Origin of the sequence: Streptomyces seoulensis (assembly GCF_004328625.1) — a bacterium.
GTDB lineage: Bacteria > Actinomycetota > Actinomycetes > Streptomycetales > Streptomycetaceae > Streptomyces > Streptomyces seoulensis.
The window spans coordinates 2,700,725-2,721,250 of record NZ_CP032229.1; the positions used below are offsets into that span (position 1 = coordinate 2,700,725).

Below are 20,526 nucleotides of genomic sequence, written 5' to 3' on the forward strand. Positions count from 1 at the left end.
GGAAATGGAAGCAGTTCCTTCGGTTCTTTCCGCGCGGCTGCCCAGCGGCCGTTTCCCTGAAACACGGAACCGCAAACCGCGGAGGGATCGACATAGGGCTTGTTTCGGTCACTGTCGATCGGGTTCGATCGTACTTCGATCGGAGATGGGCTTGAGATAAGTGAAGACGGTGTGAAGAGACCCCTATCACCTGCGGCGCTCCCCGGGGCGCGCATTGACACAAAGGGGCGTGCACCGTCGGACCTGCCGACTACATTCGAGGGGACGCCTGGCGCACCCTGGACAGGGCGAGGGGAGGAACCGCATGCCGGCCAAGGACGTACCGCCCCGCTGGGACCGCATGATGCAGCAGCGGCTCGCGCGCGGTGAGGCCGCCGCCCTGGGCGAGCTGTACGACCGGTTCGCCTCCCTGGTACAGGGCCTCGCGCACCGGGTGGTGGGCGACGACACGGCAGCCGCCGCCGTCACCCGCGACGTCTTCGCCCATGTCTGGGAGCACCCCGACACCTACGACCACCGGCAGGGCCCGCTGCGTACCTGGATCGCCGCGACGACCCAGCGGCTGGCCGTGGAGCGGCTGCGCGAGACCGAGACGGCCGCGCTCGGCGGCGGCTCCCCGGAGGAGCTGGCCGCCCTGGAGGCCCGGGTACGGCACGCCTCCGTCGCCGCCCGCGCCGACTACATCGCCCACTCGATGCCGCATCCGCTGCGGGCCGCGCTGGAGCTGGCCTACTTCCAGCGGCGCGACTACCGCCAGGCCGCCGCCGACCTCGGCGTCACCGAGGACGAGGCCCGCCGCCGGCTCCGCCTCGGCCTGCAACTGCTCTCCACCGCCCACGACACCGGGGCGCCGCCGGGGCTCGGGGGTCCGCGATGACCGACCCGCACCACTCCCGGGCTGCCGCCGGGCGTCCGGACGGCGCGACCGAGCGCGTGCCTGAGCCCCGCTCCCCCGCCGGGCCCGAGCGGCTCGACCTCCCGCACGAGGTGCTGCGCTCGCTGCTCGGCGCCTGGGCACTGGCCGCCTGCTCGACGGCGGAGGCGGACGCCGTGGAGGAGCACCTCGGCACGTGCGGGGCCTGCGCCGACGAGGCGCGGCGGCTGCGGGAGGCGGTCGGCCTGCTGCACCGCCCGGAGAGCCTGGAGGTCGACCCGACCCTGCGCAACCGGGTGCTGGAGAACTGCCTGCGCCGCCGCCCGCCGCGCATCCCGGTCCCCGACTGGGCGGCCTCCTACGACGCGGAGACCGCCCGCCTGGACGCGCTGCTGCGGGACTTCGGCGACGCCGAGTGGCACACGCCGGTACGGCTGCGCTGGTTCGAGTCGGGGGTGCCCGCCACCCGCCGGACGACGGTCGCCGGGGTGATCGCGCATCTGCTGTCGGTCGACGGCATGGTGGCGACCGCGCTCGGCCTGGCGGACCCGCTGACGGAGGCCGTCACCGGGGCGGAGCGGGACGTACGGGGCGCGGCCGGGCCCGCCGGGCGGACCGAGGCGTTCTGGCGCGCCTCGCACTTCCCGCAGACCCGCGCGGTGCGCGCCCGCTGGCGGGACCAGAGCCACCAGCTGCTGCGCACGGTGTCGTTCACCGGCGGCTCGGGCGGATTCCCGGTGGGGTACGGCGACTTCACCCTGCCGCTGCGGGACGCGATGGTGGACCGCGCCTTCGAGTGCTGGGTGCACGCGGACGACATCGCCAGGGCGGTGGAGTATCCCTACGACCCGCCCGCCCCACGGCACTTGAGCCGCATGATCGAACTCGCCGCCCGCATGCTGCCGTTGGCGGTGGCCGCCCAGCGCGGCACCGCCCCGCCGGCCACCCCGGGCCGCAGCCTCCGCCTGGAGATCGAGGGTGCGGCAGGCGGCCAGTGGCTGATCCCCCTGGACTCCCCCTCCGATCCCGTCCCCGAACACGAGGTGGCCCATGTGGCCCTGGACGGAGTGGAGTTCTGCCGCCTGGCAGCGGGCCACCTGACCCCGGAGGAGACGACGGCGGGCCAGCGGGGCGACAGGAAGGCGATCAGGGACGTCCTGACGGCAACGGCCTCACTGAGCCGGATGTGAGAGGCAACTCGGCTAGGCGAAAACGACGGTCCGGCGCCCGTTGAGCAGAATCCTCCGCTCGGCATGCCACTTCACGGCCCGAGCCAGCGCCTGGCACTCCACGTCCCGCCCGATGGCCACCAGCTGGTCCGGCGTCGAGTCGTGTCCCACCCGCTCGACCTCCTGCTCGATGATCGGCCCCTCGTCGAGGTCCGCGGTGACGTAGTGCGCGGTGGCCCCGATCAGCTTGACCCCCCGCTCATGAGCCTGGTGATACGGCTTGGCGCCCTTGAAGCTCGGCAGGAAGGAGTGGTGGATGTTGATGATCCGCCCGCTGAGCGCCTTGCAGAGGTCGTCCGAGAGCACCTGCATGTACCGCGCGAGGACCACCAGCTCGACCCCCTCCTCCCGCACCAGCTCCAGCAGCCGCGCCTCCGCCTGCGCCTTGGTGTCCCGCGTCACCGGGATGTGGTGGAAGGGGATGTTGTACGACCCCACCAGTTCCTCGAAGTCCGTGTGGTTGGACACCACGGCCGCGATCTCCACCGGCAGCGCGCCGATACTGGCCCGGAACAGCAGGTCGTTCAGGCAGTGCCCGAACTTGCTGACCATCAGCACGATCCGCATCTTCTGGTCGCCCCGGCTGATCTGCCAGTCCATGTGGAAGGAGTCACCGATCGCGGCGAAGCTCGCCCGCAGCTTCTCCAGCGTGACGGGGGCGGCCGCCGAGAAGTGGACGCGCATGAAGAACAGACCCGTGTCGTGGTCGCCGAACTGCTGGCTGTCCTCGATGTTGCAGCCGGTCATGAAGAGGTAGCTCGACACGGCGTGCACGATGCCCTTTTTGTCCGGGCAGGAGAGGGTGAGGACGTACTGGTCCGCCGACGGGTCGGCCGGGGCGGAGGCGCGGCTGGGCTGCTCGTTCATGCACTACACGATCTCACGCCGGGCAGCCCGGCCGGGTCCCGTGTCCGTCAGCCGGACGCCGGGCGGGGCCTCAGATCGCCGTCGTCAGGACCCGCAGCGCCTCCAGGCTGCGCGGCACCGCCGCCGGGTCGTCGCCGTCACTGGCGGCGAGGCGCAGATGGGCGTCCTGCGCGGCCCGTACCGCCTCCGGCCACTGCGGGTGCTCCAGGTAGACGGAGACCGGGGCGTCCGGGCCGACCTGGTGCATGATCCGCAGCACCCGCAGCACGGCGGTGTCCACCAGCGCCGCCTCCTGGGAGTCCCGGAAGATGGTGCCGACGTATTTCTCGGCCGACCAGTTGTCCAGCCAGGTGTCCTCCACCAGTCGGTAGACCGCGTCGGTGACGTCCCCGTACCCCTCCACGCCCGCGAGCCAGACGTCGCGCTGGAAGGCCGGGTCGGAGAGCATGTGCAGCGCGGAGCGCACGTTGCTGCGCCAGCGCCACCACGGCATGTCGTTAAGCGGCATGCCGCCCATGGTGGAGGAGCGACGGCCGCGACGGGAAGAGTTCTCCGAACCTTGCACGGTCATCGATCGTACGTTCCGCGCCACACGCGCCACATCCGCCCCCGGTGTTCACCCCGGTGTCACCCATGGTCGACCGGGTGTCACTCCCCGGTTGGCGATGTGCGGGAATCGTGGCGGCCCATGACCGGCAGGCGACGCACCCCCGACAGCTTCCCCTCCTCCCCCCGGCCTCGGCGGGCCGCCCGGTACGCGGGCGCGCTGGCCGCCTGTGCCGTGCTGACGGCCGGCTGCGGGACCGTGCCCGGCACGGGCGGCGCCGGGGACGGCACGGTCCGGGTGATGACCTGGGCGCCGCAGAACACCGGCGCCACCAACAAGCCCGGCATGCCCGCGATGGCCCGCGCCTACGCGAAGTGGCTCAACGAGCACGGCGGGGTCGGCGGCCGCACGCTCACGGTGCTGACCTGCAACGAGCACAACGACAGCGTGGGCGCCGCCAAGTGCGCCCGGCGCGCGGCCGCGGAGAACGTGGTCGCGGTCGTCGGCTCCTACAGCCAGTTCGGGGACTCCTTCCTCGCCCCGCTGGAGAGCGCGGGCATCCCCTACATCGGCGGCTACGGCGTCACCAGCGACGAGTTCACCGGCCCGTACTCCTACCCGGTCAACGGCGGCCAGCCCGCGCTGCTCGCGGGGCTCGGGCAGGCGCTCGCGGCCGGATGCGGGCCCGTCGCGCTGGTGCGGCCGGACAGCATCGCCGGGGACGAGCTGCCCGCGCTGCTCGACTCGGGCCTGAAGGCGGGCGGCCACCCGCCGGCCACCGACCAGCTCGCCGCCGAGGACGCCACCGAGTACGGGGCGGAGGCCGAGCGGGCGCTGCGCGGCGCCACCGCCGACCCGGCGCGCAAGGGGTGCGTGGTGCCCGCGCTCGGGGACCGCACCGACACCTTCATGGACTCCTTCCGCCGCGCCCGCGCCGGCCACGCCCCGGTGCGCACGGCGACCGTGCTGGGCAGCGTCGACCAGACGCAGATCAACGCGACCGGCGGCGCCTCGGGCCCGTACGAGGGGGCGTACATCACCGGCTGGTACCCGGTGGCGTCCGATCCGCGCTGGAACCCGATGAAGCAGGTGATCAACGAGGAGGCGTTCGGCGACAACAGCATCGACCCGGCCGACGCCGGGGTGCAGACCACCTGGATCGCCTACACCGTGCTGCGGGCCGTGCTGGAGCGGATCGGCGACGGTGACGTGACCCCGGAGGCGGTGCGCCACACCCTGGACGGCGGGCTGCGGGTGTCCACCGGCGGGCTGACCCCGACCCTGCGCTGGCCGGACGAGACCCGGCTCTCGGCGGTCGGCTTCCCGCGCCTGGTCAACGCCGACGTCACCCTCCAGGTGGTCCGGGAGGGCAGGCTCACCGCCGTCCGGCCGGGCGGCGCGGGGGCAGCCTCGGACGGCGACATGACGCGGACGCTGGAAGGCGCGGACGTGGGCTGAAGGCCCCGCCCGCGCCCGGACCTCAGAGCTGGGTCGGCTGGCGGGTGGTGAGCCCGTACTTGGTGGCGATGGCGTTCCAGAGCTGGGCCGCCTTCGCCTTCTGGGCGCTGGCGGTGCCGCTCTGCGCGTTGCCGGCCTGGCTGTGGTTGGTCGAGCGGGCGTGGCCCTTGACGCAGACCTTCTTGCTCTTGGCCTGCCGGGCCCAGACCGCGTAGTGGTTGTCGGCGGCGGCCGACGCCTGCCAGGCGGCGGTCAGCGCGGCGTTCAGCTCGCCGTTGTCCGGCAGCTTGTCCACGGACAGCTTGCCGAGCCGGCTGACCAGGTCGGCGCGCTGCTTGGCGGCGCCGCGCAGGTCGGAGGCGGCCTGGTCGAGGTTCTGGCACTGCTTGATGCGCTCGACCGACTGGATGACGGCGCTGCGGCTGTTGCCGCTGTCGGCGAGCAGCCTGTCCAGCTCGGCCGCCTGCGGCTGGGCCGGGTCGGCGGCGGACGCGGACGGCGAGGGCTTCTCGTCGGACGGGGTGGAGGAGGAGGCGACCGGCCGGCTGTCGCCGTCGTCACCGCCGCCGCTGAGCAGGGCGCCCGCGCCGATGCCGAGGACGACGATGCCGACGCCGACGGCCGCGATCAGCGGCACCCGCGAACCGGTACGGCCACTGCCGCGCCGTCCGCCGTCGTCGTCGTGGTTCATCGGCGGCCGGTAGGCGGGCTGGGCCGAGACCATGGGCGCCGGAGGGCGCGGGTCCGGGGCGGGCACGCGCGGCATCTGCTGGGTCGAGCCCTGGGCCGCGTCGGCGCCGTACGGGGCGCCCCGGAAGAGGTTGTCGAACTCGGCGGGCGGCTGCCGGTCGTCACCGCCGGCCTGGTAGGGCGGGATGTACTGGGTGGCCGCCTCGTCCGCCGGCTGCTGCGGGTAGCCCTGCCGGCCGTCGCCACCGGTGGCCTCGGGCGGCAGCGCGCCCGACGCCACCGGGGGTATGTACTGCGTGGCGGCCTGGTCGGCGCCGCCGGACGGGACCGGCGGGAGGTACTGGGTCGCGCCCTCGGGACCCTGGCCGGCGCCGGGGCCCACGGGCGGCATGAACTGGGTGGCCGCCTCGTCCATCGGCGGCAGCGGCGCGGCCTGCTGCTGCGGCGGGTAGCCGTACCCCTGGTGCTGCTGGGGGTAGGGCTGCGCGCCGCCGTAGCCCTGCGCGTCGTACGCCGGGCCCTCGGGCGGCATCGGGCCGGGGCCGGACGGCTGCTCCGGGGCCTGCCACTCCTGCGCGGCGGCCGGGGGCCAGCCCTGGCCCTGCTGGTGCTGCTGGTGCTGGTCCTGCTGGTGGTGGGGCTGCTGCTGGTCCTGGCCGGGGCCCCAGGAGCCGCCCCAGGGCTGGGCGCCGGGGGGCACCGCGGGCGTCCCCGTCATGCCCGGCAGCAGGGGCTCCCCTCCGTCGGAGGGCAGCACGATGCCTTCGTGCGCGGGTCGCGCCGAGGGCTCATCGCCCTGTCCACTCTGCGTCACCGGGACTCCTACGATTGAAGGACGTTCGGAATCGTCGGCTCACGCTACCGGGTCCGCGGAGCCCGGTGCCACGCAGCTCAGCGCCCGAGTGCCCTTTCCCACAAGGGCACTCGGGCACACCGACTGCTCAGGCGGCCTGCCGGACGTCCAGTCGCGCCCCGAACTCCCGTACCACCGCCTCGTCCCGGAAGGGCTGCAACCGCTGCTGGAGGTCCTCCAGATACTCGGTGCCGCGCTCGGAGCGGAGCGACTCCAGCAGCTCCACCGCCTTCATGCCGGTGCCGCACGCCTGCTCGATCTCGCGCTGCTGCACCTGGGCCGTGGCGAGGAGCACATAGCCGATGGCCCGGCGCCGGGCCCGCGAGGCGGGGTGCCGCTCCAGCGCCTGCCGGGCGTATCTCGCGGCGGCCTCGGCCTGCCCCAGGTCGCGGTGGCAGTGCGCCAACTCGTCGGCCAGATAAGCCTCGTCGAAGTGGGCGATCCACACCGGGTCGTCCCCGTCGGAGGCGTCGGCCCGCTCCAGCGCGGAGATGGCCCGCCCGGCGGACGCCTGCGCGGCGCGCACATCGCCGAGGACGGCGTGCCCGCGCGCCTCGGCCGCGTGGAACATCGACTCCGCGCGCGGGGTGACCCGGCCCCGGGCGCCCTCCTGCGCGGCGCGCGCCAACTGGGCGATCTCGCGCGGGTTTCCGAGTTCGGCGGCGAGGTGGCTCATGGAGGCGGCCAGCACATAGCCGCCGTATCCCCGGTCCCCGGCCGCCTGTGCGAGGCGCAGCGACTGGATGTAGTACCGCTGGGCCAGACCTGGTTGGCCGGTGTCGACCGCCATGTACCCGGCCAGCTCGGTCAACCGGGCTACGGCGGCGAAGAGTTCACGCCCGACCGCCTCCCGGTAGGAGCCCGCGAGCAGTCCGGAGACCACGCTGTTGAGGTAGTGCACGACGACCGGGCGCACATGCCCGCTGCCGTACTGGTGGTCGAGGTCGACCAGCGCCTGGGTCATCGAGCGCACCGCCGCCACGTCGGCCTGGCCCACGCGCGGGCCCGCCTGCCGGGCCACCTGGGCGTCCGGCGCCGAGATCAGCCAGTCCCGGCTGGGCTCGACCAGCGCGGAGGCGGCGACCGAGGAGCCGGACAGGAAGTCCCGCCGCCCCACGTCGCTGCGCCACAGCTCACAGACCTGCTCGATGGCCCCGAGGACCGTCGGCGAGAACTGCAGGCCCACGCCGGAGGCGAGGTTCTTGCCGTTGGCCATGCCGATCTCGTCGATCGTGACCGTCCGGCCGAGCTTGCGGCCGAGCGCCTCCGCGATGATCGCAGGGGCGCGTCCGCGCGGCTGCTGGCCGCGCAGCCAGCGGGCCACGGACGTCTTGTCGTAGCGCAGGTCGAGTCCGTGCTCGGCGCCGCACATGTTGACGCGCCGGGCCAGCCCCGCGTTCGAGCACCCCGCTTCCTGGATGAGTGCCTGCAGCCGTTCGTTCGGCTGCCTCGCCACTAGCGGCCTCGCGGCCATGCGCTACCCCCTGCGAACCCCTGGAGCGTGAAGATCACTGGTCGTTCCGGTCTGCACATCACTTCCCAGTCGACATAGCGTCAATGCGCGACATGTGCGGTTTGCCGGGGTAAAGCCGTCTCGCCGCGCGCCCCGGGCCCTTCCTGGTTACCCGCGCCGCCCGTTCACCTCTCCCGCGCGCCCCCGCCCGTGCTCCCATGCGCCCCGGCGACCGGCCCGGTGTGCCGCCCCGGCGCACGGACCGGCCGTAACTCCGGGTGGACGCGGCAGTTGAGTGGGACGTGGACGAGACGACCGCGGGCCCCGAGGCGGCCCGGATTCCGCGCCCGCGCGGAGGATCGCTGCTGGAGACCGCCGTTGCGTACGCCGAGGAGCGCCACTGGGACGTGCTGGCGGGCAGCTGGCTGGAGGACGTGGGCGGCGTGCGGTACTGCTCCTGCGGCGACGCCGTCTGTCCCGCGCCCGGCGCACACCCCACGCGCCCCGACTGGGCGACGCGTGCGACCGGCAGCCCGGCGGTCGTCCGGGAGATGTGGCGGGAGCAGCCCTCGGCGTCGATCCTGCTGCCCACCGGCCGCACCTTCGACGCGCTGTCCGTGCCGGAGAGCGCCGGGTTCCTGGCGCTGGCCCGGATGCGGCGCATGGACCTCAACCTCGGCCCGGTGACCCTCACCCCGGACCGGCGCATGCAGTTCCTCGTGCTCCCGGGCGGCGCGGCGAAGGCGCCGGAGCTGGTGCGGCAGGTCGGCTGGGCGGCGGCCGCGCGCGATCTGGTCGCGCTGGGCGAGGGGCGGTACCTGGCGGCGCCGCCGACCCGGATCGGTTCGCGGGGCGCGGTGCAGTGGGCGTGCCGGCCGACGCCGGCCAACCGGTGGCTGCCGGACGCGGAGGAGCTGATCCCGTCCCTGGCGTACGCCTGCAACCAGGACTGCTGACCGGGTACCCGGACGGTGCGGTTCCGCCGCACGGGTGCCCCGGGCAGGGCTGTCACCGTAGGGTTTCCGTCATGACGGAGGCAGCGGTACGGGTACGGGGACTCTGGAAGCAGTTCGGACAGCATGTCGCGGTGGGCGGTGTCGATCTGGATCTGCCGGCCGGGAAGTTCATCGGGCTGGTCGGCCCGAACGGGGCGGGCAAGACGACCACCCTGTCGATGGTGACCGGTCTGCTCCGGCCCGATCAGGGGTCCGTCGAGATCGTCGGGCACGACGTGTGGCAGGACCCGGTGGCGGTGAAGTCCCGGATCGGGGTGCTGCCGGAGGGGCTGCGGCTCTTCGAGCGCCTGTCCGGGCGTGAACTGCTGGCATACAGCGGGCGGTTGCGCGGGCTGCCGGGCGCCGAGGTGGACAAGCGGGCCACCCAGCTGCTGGACGTGCTGGACCTCGCCGGGTCGCAGCACAAGCTCGTCGTCGACTACTCGACCGGCATGCGCAAGAAGATCGGGCTCGCCGCCGCCCTGCTACACAACCCCGAAGTGCTTTTCCTGGACGAGCCGTTCGAGGGCGTCGACCCGGTCTCCGCGCAGACCATCCGGGGCGTGCTGGAGCGGTACACCGCGTCCGGCGCGACCGTGGTGTTCTCCTCGCACGTGATGGAGCTGGTGGAGTCGCTGTGCGACTGGGTCGCCGTGCTGGCCGCCGGGCGCATCCGGGCGACCGGGACGCTGGCCGAGGTACGCGGGGAGCACCCGACCCTCCAGGCCGCGTTCCTGGAGCTGGTGGGCGCGAGCGGGCGGGACGCCGGGTCCGATCTGGACTGGCTCGGCGGCGGGGCGGTCCGATGACGACCGCGACGCCCGCCTCCGCGACCTCGGTACTGGTACGGCTGAAGCTGTCCCTGCTGCGCAACGGGCTGCGCCAGTCCACGGGCCGGCGGGCCGCCTTCGTCGCCTCGGCGGTCCTCACCCTGGTCTTCGCGCTGCTGCAACTGCTCGGCTTCGTCGCCCTGCGCTTCCAGTCCCACCCGGAGTCCGTCGCCGTGCCCGGGGTCGCGGTGCTGGCGCTGGGCTGGGCGGTGATGCCGCTGTTCTTCCCCGGCGGCGACGAGACCCTCGACCCGACCCGCCTGGTGATGCTCCCGCTGCGCCCCCGGGCGCTGGTACGGGGGCTGCTCGCGGCCTCGCTGGTCGGCATCGGCCCGGTGTTCACCCTGCTGGTGCTGGCGGGCTGCGGGCTGTCGCTGGCGCACGGCGCGGGCTGGCCCTTCGCCGTGGTGGGGGTCGCCCTGGCACTGCTGACCTGCGTGGCACTGGCGCGGGCGGTCGCCGCGGCCAACGTCCGCCTCCTGACCAGCCGCAAGGGCCGGGACCTGGCCGTACTGAGCGGCCTGGTCATCGCCATCGGCGCCCAGCTCGTCAACTTCGGCGCTCAGCGGCTCGGTTCGGGCGGACTGGGCCAACTCCGGCCGGTGGCCGACGTACTGGCCTGGGTCCCGCCCGCCTCCGCACTGGCCGCGGTCCGCTCGGCGAGCGAGGGGTCGTACGGGGTGGCGCTGGCCCAACTCGCCCTGTGCGCAATGCTTCTGGCGCTGCTGATCGGGGCGTGGGCGCGGAGCCTGACCCGGCTGATGACGTCGCCGGACGGTTCCACGCTCCAGGCGGCCGACGACGGGGGCCGGGACCGCGCCTCGGCGGGGCTGGCCCGGCTGCTGCCGGCCGGGCGCACGGGGGCGGTGATGGAGCGGACCCTGCGCTACATCTGGCGTGATCCGAAGACCAAGGCGGCGTGGGTGACCTCGCTGGCGATCGGGCTGATCGTGCCGGTGTTCAATGCCATCCAGGGCACCGGATCGCTGTACTTCGCGTGTTTCGCCTCGGGGATGCTCGGCATCCAGATGTACAACCAGTTCGGGCAGGACACCTCCGCGTTCTGGATGGTGGCGATGACCGTCTCCTCCCCACGCGACGCCTACGCCGAGCTGCGTGGCCGGGCGCTGGCCCTGCTGCTGATCACGCTGCCGTACGCCACCCTCGTCACCGCGGTCACCACCGCGCTGCTGGGCGACTGGTCCCGCCTCCCCGAGGTGCTGGGCCTCTCGCTGGCCCTGCTGGGCGCGATGCTCGCCACCGGCGCCTGGACCTCGGCCCGCTTCCCCTACTCGATACCGCAGGAGGGCCACAAGAACGTCGCCCCCGGCCAGGCGGGCCTCGCCTGGATCTCCATCTTCGGCGGCATGGTCGCGGCGGCCCTGCTCTGCTCCCCGGTCATCGCGGCGACGATCTGGCTCAACATCACCGACGGCGGCGCCCGCTGGTCCTGGCTCCTCCTCCCCCTGGGCGCCGCCTACGGAGCGGCCCTCGCCCTGACGGGCCTCCGCCTGGCAGCCCCCAGGACGGCGGCCCGCCTGCCGGAGATCCTGGTGGCGGTGAGCAAGGGCTAGGGCCTGACAGGACGCCCCTGGCGCGGGGCCGCCCCCTTGAGGGTGACCCCGCGCCGGGGGAGCGTGGTACGGCGACTACTGCACGTTGATCTTGAACGTGCTCGTGGTGTTGCGGATGTCCTGGGCGTTGCCGCTCATCCGCAGGTTGCGGAAGGTGGCCTCGCCCACCGCCGGGCCCTGACCGGGTTCGGGCAGCTCGTTGGCCCAGATGCCGAAGCCGGACTTGGCGTCGAACGCGTCACCGCTCTTCCTGGAGTTGGTGATGGAGATGTCCGTGAAGAGGGTGTCCTTGACCGGGAACTGCGGCTGGCCACCCACGTAGTTGGTCTGGAACATGACGCCTCCGTAGGTGGAGTCGTCGATGTCGACATCGTTGACCCTGATGCCCTGGAACACCTTCGAGGCGGAGAAGGCCCAGATGGCGGGGAAGACCTGCGAGCCCCAGAAGTGGCCGCCCGTCCTCTCCAGGGAGACGTTCTCGATCGTCGTCGGATCGGTGCCGAAGCCGTTCATCGGGTAGCCGAAGTCCAGCGACGAGATCGTGATGCCGGAGTACACCAGGGTGTCGGCCACCCGGATGTTGCGGAAGGTGTTGTTGTAGCCGCCGTAGACGGCGATCCCGGCTGCCCTCCAGGTGAGCGTGGACGTGAGGTTCTCGTAGAGGTTGTTCTTCTCGTCGGCGCCGCCGGAGTCGATCGCCGAGAAGAGCGCGAAGCTGTCGTCGCCCGTGGCGCGGGCGTCGTTGTTGACGACGTGGTTGTCGGTGGAGCCGTTCGTCATGTTGACGCCGTCGGCGAACGTGTCACGGATGCGGGAGTTCTTGATGGTCATGTTGTCGGTGTTGGCGCCCCAGTAGAGGCACACCATGTGCTCGACCCACACGTTGTCGATGGTGATGTCGGAGACGTTGGCGAAGTCGAACACCTTGCCCGGACCGTCGATCCGGGACGTGTAGTTGCCGAAGTAGGCGAAGCCGGCGAACGTCGAGCCCTTGGCGGTCGCGTCGGCCCGGAAGCCGATGTCGGTGTTCTCCTGCGAGGACGGGGCGTGGAAGCGGGTGAACCACGGCCCGGCTCCGACGATCTTCACGGCCTTGCCGTAGACCTGGAACTTGCTCGCGGTCTCGTAGTCACCGGCGGGAAGGTAGACCCCGACGAGCTTGCCGGTGGTGTCCATCCGGACCTTGTCGATCGCGTTCTGCACGTCCTGGTGGGTGAAACCCGCCGGGACGGCGTAGGCGGCGGGGTCCGGGTTCGCGGTGGCGGTCGCCTGCTCGGTGTTGACGAAGTCGATGGCGTAGGTGGAGGTGTTGGCGGCGTCCTTCTGCAGCCGGATCTTGGAACCGGCCGGCACGGTCTTGCCGAGCAGCAGGTTCGCCTCGTCGTAGATGTGGCGCGGGGCGCCGGAGCCGGGCGAGTTGCCGGGCGCCGTCTCGCTGCCGTACAGCCAGGCGTACTGCGCGGTGAGGTCGATGGCCTTGAGGAACTGGCCGTCGACGTAGACATTGAGCGTGGTGTTGGTGCCGTCCGGGATCGAGAAGCGGGTCACCAGGGTGCTGGTGGCCGCGCGGGTGGTCCACTCGACGTACTGGCCGGTCCCGCTGAGGGTCACCGCCTTGCGGCCGCTCGCCTCGCCGGCGATGTCACCGACGGTCCGGTTCGGACCGACGACCTTGGCGCCGCCGCCGACCGTGCCGTCCTCCGCCTCGTACATGTCGTACGGCATGTCGGCGCCGCGGCCGACGAACAGGGCCTGGGTCGTGGTGTTGTTGGTGCGCTTGACCGGCAGCTCGTTGGCGTCGTCGGCGATGACGGTCTTGACGGTGTACTTCCCGTTGACGGCCGTCCAGGAGCCGAGGGCGACCGGTGCGGTCGTCTGGCCCGCGGCGATGGTGCCGCTGTAGGAGCCGGTGAGCGTCTTGACGGTGGCGCCCTTGGAGTCCTGGATCGTCAGGGTCACGCCATGGGCACCCGAGGCGGAGGCCACGCTGCCCTGGTTCTTGATCGCGACGGTGAACCTGACGTCGTCACCGGCCGAGGCGCTGGAGGGGCTCCAGGCCACGGGGGCGGCGAGCAGGTCGGAGCTGGAGACGGGCTTGACGACGAGGGCGTCGGAGCGAATGTACACGTTGTTCGCGTCGTTCTGCTCGATGACGGTGTTCGACGGGTCCACCTCCGCGCCTACGGAGTAACTTCCGGCGTCCCGTGCCCCGATGCTCGCGGTGACCGTCTTCGTCTCACCTGCGGCCAGGGCGGGGACCGCCGCCGTGGCGACCTTCGTTCCCCCGAGGGTGAAGTTCAGGTCGGTGGCCTTGGCCGCCTTGCTGCCGCTGTTGGTGACGGTCGCGGTGAGGCTGATCGTGTCCGACTCGACGGGAGCCGACGGCGAGTTGGTGATTCCGGTGACCCTGAGGTCCGGGTTCGGGGCCGGGGTGCCGATCACCTGGAACTCGGCGACCTGCGCACCGGGGGCACCGGTGTTGGAGGTGACCTTGAGCTGGATGTCGGCGGCGGCGCCCGAGACCGGGATGGTCACGCTGTTGCCGCTCGCGGGGTTGAACGTGTAGTCCTTCGCCGCGACGAGGCTGGTGAAGGTGGTCGCGTCCTGGTCCCGGCCGAGGACCTGGATGTTCTGCGTGCGCGTCGCCCACGCGGAGTCCGGGCTGAGCTTGACGACGACCTGGCTGAGGTCGGCGTTGGCGCCCAGCTTGGTGGTGAGGGTGGCCGGGTAGGCGCCGCCCGCGCTCTCCCAGTAGGTGCCCGTCTGGCCGTCGTTGGCGTTGGCCGCGACGAAGGTGAAGGTGGACGAGGAGGCGTCGATGGGCTTGCCCTGCGCGAGGTTGGACCCGCCGCCGGTGGAACCGGTCCGGGTGACGCTGTTGCTCGCGCCCGACACGTTCCCGGCGGCGTCCTTCGCCTTCACGTAATAGGTGACGGTGGCGGTCGCGGAGGGGGTGTCGGTGTACGTGAGGGTGTCACCCGCGACGGACTTGACGACCTGGTTGTCGGCGTAGACGTCGTAGCCGGTGACCTTGACGTTGTCGCTCGACGCCTGCCAGGTGAGCTTCACGTCGCTGCCGGACTGCGTGTAGGCGAGGTTGCCCGGCGCGGTGGGCGCCTGCGTGTCGCCGCCCGAGCCCGTGCGGGTGACGCTGTTGCTGTTGGCGGAGACGTTGCCCGCGGCGTCCTTGGCCCGCACGAAGTAGGTGACGTCGATGCCGCCGGGCTGCGTGTCGGTGTACGTCAGGACGTTCCCGGCGACGCTCGCGCGGAGCTGGCCGCCCGCGTAGATGTCGTATCCGGTGACGGCCGTGTCGTCGGTCGCCGCGCTCCAGGTCAGCTTGATCTGTCCGGAGGCCGGCTCGGTGTAGCTCAGGTTCGTCGGCGCGGTGGGCGCCTGGGTGTCGCCGGCCGCGGGTCCGTAGACCTCCAGCTCGGACAACTGACCCGCGGGCCAGGCTGAGTTGGCGGTGATCAGCACACGGACGTACCGCGTCGTGGTGGTGTCGAGGCTGATGGTCGCCGACTGGTCGGTGCCGCTGTCGAAGGTGTACGCCTTCGAGGCCGTCAGGTCGGTGAAGTTCTGGTTGTCGGTGGAGCCCTGGATCTTGAGCGTCTGGCTGCGGCTCGGCCATCCGCCGGGCAGCCGCAGGGCCACCTGGTTCACCTTGACCGAGGACCCGAGGTCGACCTGAAGCCACTGCGGGAAGGCGTTGTTCCTGCTCTCCCAGTAGGTGGCCCGGTTTCCGTCACCCGCGTTGGCGGCGCCGTACACGTCGGCGTGCCCGCTCTCGGTGAACGACTTGCCCTGAGCCAGGTTGGGGGTCTGCGCGGCGGTGGTGAGGACCCGCATCTCGGCGAGCTGCGCGGTGGAGGCGACCGAGTTGGCCTGGAAGTCGGCGCGCACATAGCGGGCGAGGGTCGCGGGGAAGGAGACCTTCACGGTGTTGTCGTTGCCGGGACCGAAGACGTACTGCGCCGACGACTTGAGCGTGGCGAAACTCTTCCCGTCGGCACTCCCCTGCAGCGCCAGCGTCTGCCTGCGGGTCCGCCAGTGTTCGGGCAGCCGCAGCACGACCTGGCGGACGCGCTCGGCGCGTCCGAGGTCGGTCTGCACCCACTGGGCGGACTTGGTCCCGGCCTGCCAGTAGGTGTCGGGGTCGCCGTCGCCGACGTTGGCGGCGGCGTGGGTGTCGCGGGCGCTGCCCGCCGTGATCGCGGCGTCAGCGGCGGCGCCGGGACCGCCGGCCGCGTTGGCCGCTACGGCGGGCAGCCCTAGAACCATGACGGCGGAGGCGAGTGCAGCGGTCGCTGCACGGCGTCTCCACGATCTCGGCTTGCGTCGAGTCATCGGGGGTCACACTCCCTGGTATACGCAGTTTCTTGCAATGTTTCATCGCAATGTTGCAGAGGGATAGTGCCTCGTCTACGGATGGTGCGACATAGATTTCCTCGGATACGCGCTTGCGTCTCAGCGCGTCAGGCAGCATGAAGCCGACCTTTACGCCATAGGGAGCGGTGAAATTGCCGTCGCAAGTGAACGCAATCAACGCAAGATCTTGCATAACGCGACGGCAGCAGAGAGTCCGATCTCCCCGCTGACCGCACGCAAGAGCTTGCACCACCCGAACAGGCGGGAGGGGGCTCGCCTCAGGGCGTCCCCAGCTCGCCCAGGAACTGGTCCAGTACTCCCTGCCAGGCCCCCGGCTGGTCGTAGTGGGGGACGTGGCCGGCGTCGGGGATCTCGGCGTAGTGGCCGTCGGGGAGGACGCGGACCATCTCCTGGGCCTCGGCCCGGCCCAGTTCGCCGTCGAGACCGCGGACGACGAGGGTGGGGCAGCGGACCTGGGTGAGTTCGTCCCAGTGGGCGTCGTGGACCCAGGACTCGCGGGTGCGGAGCATGCGGTCGGGGTCGAAGAGGGGGCGCCAGCCGTCGGCGGACTCGTGCATGACCTCGGCATAGAAGGCGCCGCGCGCGGGGTCGGGGCGTTCGAGGCGGGGATCGTCCTCGGCGAACCAGCGCCGGACGTCTGCGAGGGTGGCGAACGGCAGCGGCCAGGAGCGGAACCAGTCGGCCCACTCGGCCTGCGAGGCGGCGCCGAGCGCGGAGGCCCGCATGTCGCAGATGACGACGCCGCGCACCAGGTCCGGACGGCGGGCGGCCAGCTGCCAGGCGGTGAGCGCGCCCATCGCGTGGCCGACCAGGACGGCGGGGGCGAGGGCGAGCTGTTCCAGCGCGGCCTCGGCGTCCTCGACGTATGCCTCGCGGGTGCAGGCTTCCAGAGGTGGCTGCGCGCTCTGCCCGTGCCCGCGCTGGTCGAGCGCGACCGCGCGGTACCGCCCGGAGAGCCCGCGCGCGGTGGACGCCCAGTGCGCGGCGCGCCCCATGAGGCCGTGAAGGAGTAAGACACCCCCCGCGCCGGCGCCGGTCCCCTCCTTGGCCGGGTCCGCGAACTCCCACGCGGCCAGCCGCACCCCGCCCGCCCCTGTGACCTCGATACGCCGTGCCATAGACCTGGCACCCCCCAGCTCCGCCTGCTTCGTACCGTTGTACCGCCGCTGTCGCTGTCGTGCTGTCGCCCTGGTGCTGCCGTCGCAGATTATCGAAAACTCATTCGACACGGGCGTTCGCTCCGCCAACACCCCTCGTTCGAGTGACACCGGAAGAGGAATGATCGCCACCGCCGAGGGGATCTTCTCTGGCGTGGGGGGACGGACCGCTCGGGGAAAAACGGTCCGGAGGGACTGACCCTGGGAGCTCGGGGCTCCGGGTCGGTACCGGGGAGGTGAGGCCCCGGCGCCGCGGCGGCGCCGGGGCCTCCTCGCGTTCAGCGCTTGGCGACGAAGACGTGGGAGGCGACGTCGGAGGCCAGCTCGGCCGCCTCACCGCCGCTGCCCACCAGCACCCCGCCCGCCGACTCGGTCACGCTCACCACGGAGCCGGGCTGCACGCCCGCCCGCCGCAGCGTGTACATGAGCTGGGCGTCGGTCTGGATCGGCTCCCCGATCCGGCGCACGACGACCGTCTTGCCGTCGGACCCGGGGTCCAGGTCCGCGAGCGAGACCATGCCCTCGTCCAGGAACGGGTCGGCGCCGTCCTTCTCGCCCAGCTCCTCCAGGCCCGGGATCGGGTTGCCGTAGGGCGACTCGGTGGGGTGGCGCAGCAGCTCCAGCACGCGGCGCTCCACCGCCTCGCTCATCACGTGCTCCCAGCGGCACGCCTCGGCGTGCACCTGCTCCCACTCCAGCCCGATCACGTCCACGAGCAGGCACTCGGCGAGCCGGTGCTTGCGCATCACGCGGGTGGCCAGCCTGCGGCCCTCGTCTGTCAGCTCCAGGTGCCGGTCGCTGGCCACGGACACCAGTCCGTCCCGCTCCATGCGCGCCACCGTCTGACTGACGGTCGGCCCGCTCTGGTCGAGCCGTTCCGCGATGCGGGCGCGCATGGGGACGACGCCTTCCTCTTCCAGTTCGAGGATGGTGCGGAGATACATCTCCGTGGTGTCGATCAGTCCGGACATACGTGCCCCTCGATTACCTCTGCCGAAAAGCTCACCGCTCCCGGCGCGTGCGCTGGCCCAGAATCAATTCTGCCGGATACCACCGACAATCGTGCCTCGCCGGGGAAACAGCGGGAACCGGCCGCGCTTCGGCCGGGTTGCGCGGGCCGTATTGACACCACGCTGGTCCGGACCGCACGGTGATCCGCGACATCGACGCGCGAAGGGGTCCCGCATGAGTGACGGCACGCCGGCCGACCGGTTCCTGGACGCGGCGATCGGCCTGCTGCGGCAGGTGCGCGAGGAGGAGGCGGCGGCCATCACCGCCGCCGGGACCCTGCTCGCGGACACGGTCGAGTCGGGCGGCCGCCTCTTCGCCTTCGGCGCCGGACACTCCTCGCTGCCCGCGCAGGACGTCGTCTACCGCGCGGGCGGCCTCGCCCTGATGAACCTGCTGGCCGTCCCCGGCGTGGTCGGCATCGACGTCAGCCCGGCCGTCCTCGGCTCCGCCCTGGAGCGGGTCGACGGCCTGGCCTCCGCCGTGCTGGACAGCTCACCGCTGCGCGACGGCGACGCCCTGGTGATCATCTCCCTCTCCGGCCGCAACGCCCTGCCGGTGGAGATGGCCCAGCACGCGCGCGCCCTCGGCATCAAGGTCATCGGCGTCACCTCGGTCGCCTACGCCACCGAGACCGCCTCCCGGCACTCCTCGGGCACCTTCCTGAAGGACCACTGCGACGTCGTACTGGACTCCAAGATCGCGGTCGGGGACGCGGAGCTGACCCTCGACACCGTCCCGGCGCCCTTCGCGCCCGCCTCCACGGTGGTCACCTCGGCCCTGATGCAGTCCATGGTCGCGACGGCGGCGGCCACCCTGGCCGACCGGGGCGTGGAGCCCCCGCTGCTGCGCTCGGGGAACGTGGACGGCGGGCACGACTGGAACGCCCGGATCATGGAGAAGTACGGCGACCGGATCTACTACCACCACTGAGGTCACCGGCTGAGAACGCGGTCCCTCTGCCGCCGTCGGCGGTTCAAACCTGCCCGGTGCCCCGTACCGCGTCCGCCAGGTCCAGCGCGGCCGCGATGCGTGCCGCGACCTCTTCCGCGTACGTCGTGTCGATGCGGTCGAAGCCGTCGCGGGACGTGCCGCGCAGGAAGGTCAGCACGCCCAGGGTCCGGCCCCGGCTGCGCAGCGGGGTGCACAGGGCGTGGGCGGTGTCGGCGGGCCAGTGCCGGGTGCGGGCCCACTCCCGCGACCGCGCGGCCGGTACCCCGCTCACATCGGCGCGCACCGTGCCGCCCCGCTCGGTGCACCGGGGTGCCGGGTGGTCCGGGGCGTAACGCACGGGCAGCCCGGTGTGGGCGTCGGCACCCGGTGTCCCGGCGGGCGTGGCGGCGAGCCGCTCCAGCCGTACGGTCTCCCCGCGCGTGTCGGTGAGCCGGTCCAGCAGGGCGTGGTCGGCGAAGCCCGCGAGGGCGAACTCCAGGTGGACGACGGCCGCTTCGGCGGGGTCCTCGCACTCGGCGGCGGCGCGCGCGGCGCGGTGCAGCTGGTTGGCGCGGAACCGCAGCAGAGACGCCTCGCGCTCCCCCAGCCGGGCCTCGGTGACGTCCTGGAACAGCCAGCCGACCCCGAGCGGCACCGGTTCCTGGCCCAGCGGGGAGGCCAGCCGGACGAACCCGCTGCGCCAGCAGCGCCGCCGCTCGCCCTCGGCGGTGCGCACCGTCACCCACAGCTCGATCGGGCCGGGCAGCGCGCCCTCGGCGAGCACATGGGTGAGCGCGCTCTCCAGTTCCTCGGTGCCCTGGGCCAGCACTTCGCCGAGCGGCCGGCCGAGCGCGGCGGAGCGGCCGACGCCCAGGGCACGGGCCGCGTGCGCGTTGACGACGGCCGGGCGCAGGTCGGCGTCGATGAGGACGACACCCCAGGACGCGTCCTCGAACAGCGCCTCGCTCAGCGCGATGGACCGCTCCAGGTCGATCTGGGTGTGCACCTCGCTGAACGCGCAGTACAGGCCCGCCGGGCGGCCGTCCGGGCCGCGTACGGCGGCCGACTGGGTGCGCACCAGGACCCGGCGGCCGTCCTTGGTGACGAGGGCGAACTCGTGGACCTGGCGGCCGGGGGCGCGCATCGCGGACCGCAGCCGCTCGCGCACCTCCGCGTCGTCGGCGCTGCGCACCGCCCAGCCGGCGAAGCCCGGCCGGCCGACGGCCTCGGCGGCGCTCCAGCCCAGGATGCGGGTCGCCTCGCGGTTCCAGTGGGTGACGGTGCCGTCCGCGTCGAAGGCGCACAGGGCGGCGTCCATGCCGTCCAGCAGGGCGTTCAGCAGGTCGGCGCCGCCCGGTTCCTCCGGTCCCAGCTCGTCGGTGGTCCCACTGCGCCGGGAAGCACTCACCCTGGTCCCCCTTGCACGATCCGTCCGGCTGACGGCGTCGATGGTCATTCAACTCGACCGTGACCCAGCCCACACGCCGTTCCGCCAGATTGCGGCGGTGAAAATCACTTGAACCCCGGGGGCCCGCTTTTTTAGGCTGTCGGTACACGGAAGGGAGGTGGTTCGGCAGATGTATGGAAACCGGACGCGTGAGGTGGCTGCGGGCTAGCGGCCCGTCACCACACCGAGTGCGGTGCCGGACCAGTACGTGAAGCAAGC

15 protein-coding genes are annotated in these 20,526 nt (G+C 72.4%); 7 read left to right on the forward strand and 8 right to left on the reverse strand.

Translation table 11 applies throughout. The features are described from left to right. Positions 1–304: 304 nt before the first annotated feature. Positions 305–877, forward strand: a complete 573-nt coding sequence (locus tag D0Z67_RS12505) for an RNA polymerase sigma factor (protein WP_031184118.1) — start codon at positions 305–307, stop codon at positions 875–877. Further along, positions 874–2,064, forward strand: a complete 1,191-nt coding sequence (locus D0Z67_RS12510) for a maleylpyruvate isomerase N-terminal domain-containing protein (protein ID WP_078873733.1) — start codon at positions 874–876, stop codon at positions 2,062–2,064. Before D0Z67_RS12505 ends, D0Z67_RS12510 begins: the two co-directional genes overlap by 4 nt. A 12-nt stretch (positions 2,065–2,076) precedes the next feature. On the opposite strand, the gene purU is transcribed toward D0Z67_RS12510, so the two are convergent. Together purU and D0Z67_RS12520 are read right to left on the reverse strand one after the other, a co-directional pair. Continuing rightward, on the reverse strand, positions 2,077–2,970 hold the full coding sequence (gene purU, locus D0Z67_RS12515) for a formyltetrahydrofolate deformylase (protein WP_031184116.1): 894 nt from the start codon (positions 2,968–2,970) through the stop codon (positions 2,077–2,079). A 70-nt stretch (positions 2,971–3,040) separates the two neighbouring features. Further along, entirely contained in the window at positions 3,041–3,541 is a 501-nt protein-coding gene (locus D0Z67_RS12520; RefSeq protein ID WP_078873731.1) for an SCO4402 family protein, read from the reverse strand. Between the two features lie 117 nt (positions 3,542–3,658). Here D0Z67_RS12520 and D0Z67_RS12525 point away from each other — a divergent pair, with 117 nt between their 5' ends. Continuing rightward, entirely contained in the window at positions 3,659–4,975 is a 1,317-nt protein-coding gene (locus D0Z67_RS12525) for an ABC transporter substrate-binding protein (RefSeq protein ID WP_031184114.1), read from the forward strand. Positions 4,976–4,997: 22 nt separating this feature from the next. Here D0Z67_RS12525 and D0Z67_RS12530 read toward each other — a convergent pair whose 3' ends face one another. Together D0Z67_RS12530 and D0Z67_RS12535 are read right to left on the reverse strand one after the other, a co-directional pair. After that, complete coding sequence (locus D0Z67_RS12530; RefSeq protein WP_031184113.1) at positions 4,998–6,479, reverse strand: hypothetical protein; 1,482 nt, start codon at positions 6,477–6,479, stop codon at positions 4,998–5,000. A gap of 127 nt (positions 6,480–6,606) precedes the next feature. Next, positions 6,607–7,992 (reverse strand): NsdA family TPR-like regulatory protein, encoded by a 1,386-nt coding sequence (locus D0Z67_RS12535; RefSeq protein ID WP_031184112.1) that lies wholly within the window; start codon positions 7,990–7,992, stop codon positions 6,607–6,609. A gap of 281 nt (positions 7,993–8,273) precedes the next feature. Between D0Z67_RS12535 and D0Z67_RS12540 the strand changes: the two genes are divergently transcribed. From D0Z67_RS12540 to D0Z67_RS12550, 3 genes are all read left to right on the forward strand, one after another. Beyond that, complete coding sequence (locus D0Z67_RS12540; RefSeq protein WP_031184111.1) at positions 8,274–8,927, forward strand: bifunctional DNA primase/polymerase; 654 nt, start codon at positions 8,274–8,276, stop codon at positions 8,925–8,927. 71 nt (positions 8,928–8,998) lie between these two features. Continuing rightward, a complete protein-coding gene (locus D0Z67_RS12545) occupies positions 8,999–9,775 on the forward strand; it encodes an ABC transporter ATP-binding protein (RefSeq protein ID WP_031184110.1) in 777 nt (258 codons plus the stop codon). Next, on the forward strand, positions 9,772–11,370 hold the full coding sequence (locus D0Z67_RS12550) for a hypothetical protein (protein ID WP_031184109.1): 1,599 nt from the start codon (positions 9,772–9,774) through the stop codon (positions 11,368–11,370). Before D0Z67_RS12545 ends, D0Z67_RS12550 begins: the two co-directional genes overlap by 4 nt. A gap of 75 nt (positions 11,371–11,445) precedes the next feature. On the opposite strand, the gene D0Z67_RS12555 is transcribed toward D0Z67_RS12550, so the two are convergent. The 3 genes from D0Z67_RS12555 to D0Z67_RS12565 form a co-directional block, all read right to left on the reverse strand. Continuing rightward, entirely contained in the window at positions 11,446–15,720 is a 4,275-nt protein-coding gene (locus tag D0Z67_RS12555; RefSeq protein WP_031184108.1) for a discoidin domain-containing protein, read from the reverse strand. 299 nt (positions 15,721–16,019) lie between these two features. After that, complete coding sequence (locus D0Z67_RS12560; RefSeq protein WP_031184107.1) at positions 16,020–16,880, reverse strand: alpha/beta fold hydrolase; 861 nt, start codon at positions 16,878–16,880, stop codon at positions 16,020–16,022. Between the two features lie 317 nt (positions 16,881–17,197). Further along, positions 17,198–17,890: an iron-dependent transcriptional repressor DtxR gene (locus D0Z67_RS12565; protein ID WP_031184106.1), complete on the reverse strand. Its 693-nt coding sequence runs from the start codon at positions 17,888–17,890 to the stop codon at positions 17,198–17,200. A 214-nt stretch (positions 17,891–18,104) separates the two neighbouring features. On the opposite strand from D0Z67_RS12565, the gene D0Z67_RS12570 reads away from it, so the two are divergent. After that, positions 18,105–18,860, forward strand: a complete 756-nt coding sequence (locus D0Z67_RS12570) for an SIS domain-containing protein (RefSeq protein ID WP_031184105.1) — start codon at positions 18,105–18,107, stop codon at positions 18,858–18,860. A 43-nt stretch (positions 18,861–18,903) separates the two neighbouring features. On the opposite strand, the gene D0Z67_RS12575 is transcribed toward D0Z67_RS12570, so the two are convergent. Next, on the reverse strand, positions 18,904–20,268 hold the full coding sequence (locus tag D0Z67_RS12575) for a PAS domain-containing protein (protein ID WP_031184104.1): 1,365 nt from the start codon (positions 20,266–20,268) through the stop codon (positions 18,904–18,906). Positions 20,269–20,526: the final 258 nt, after the last annotated feature.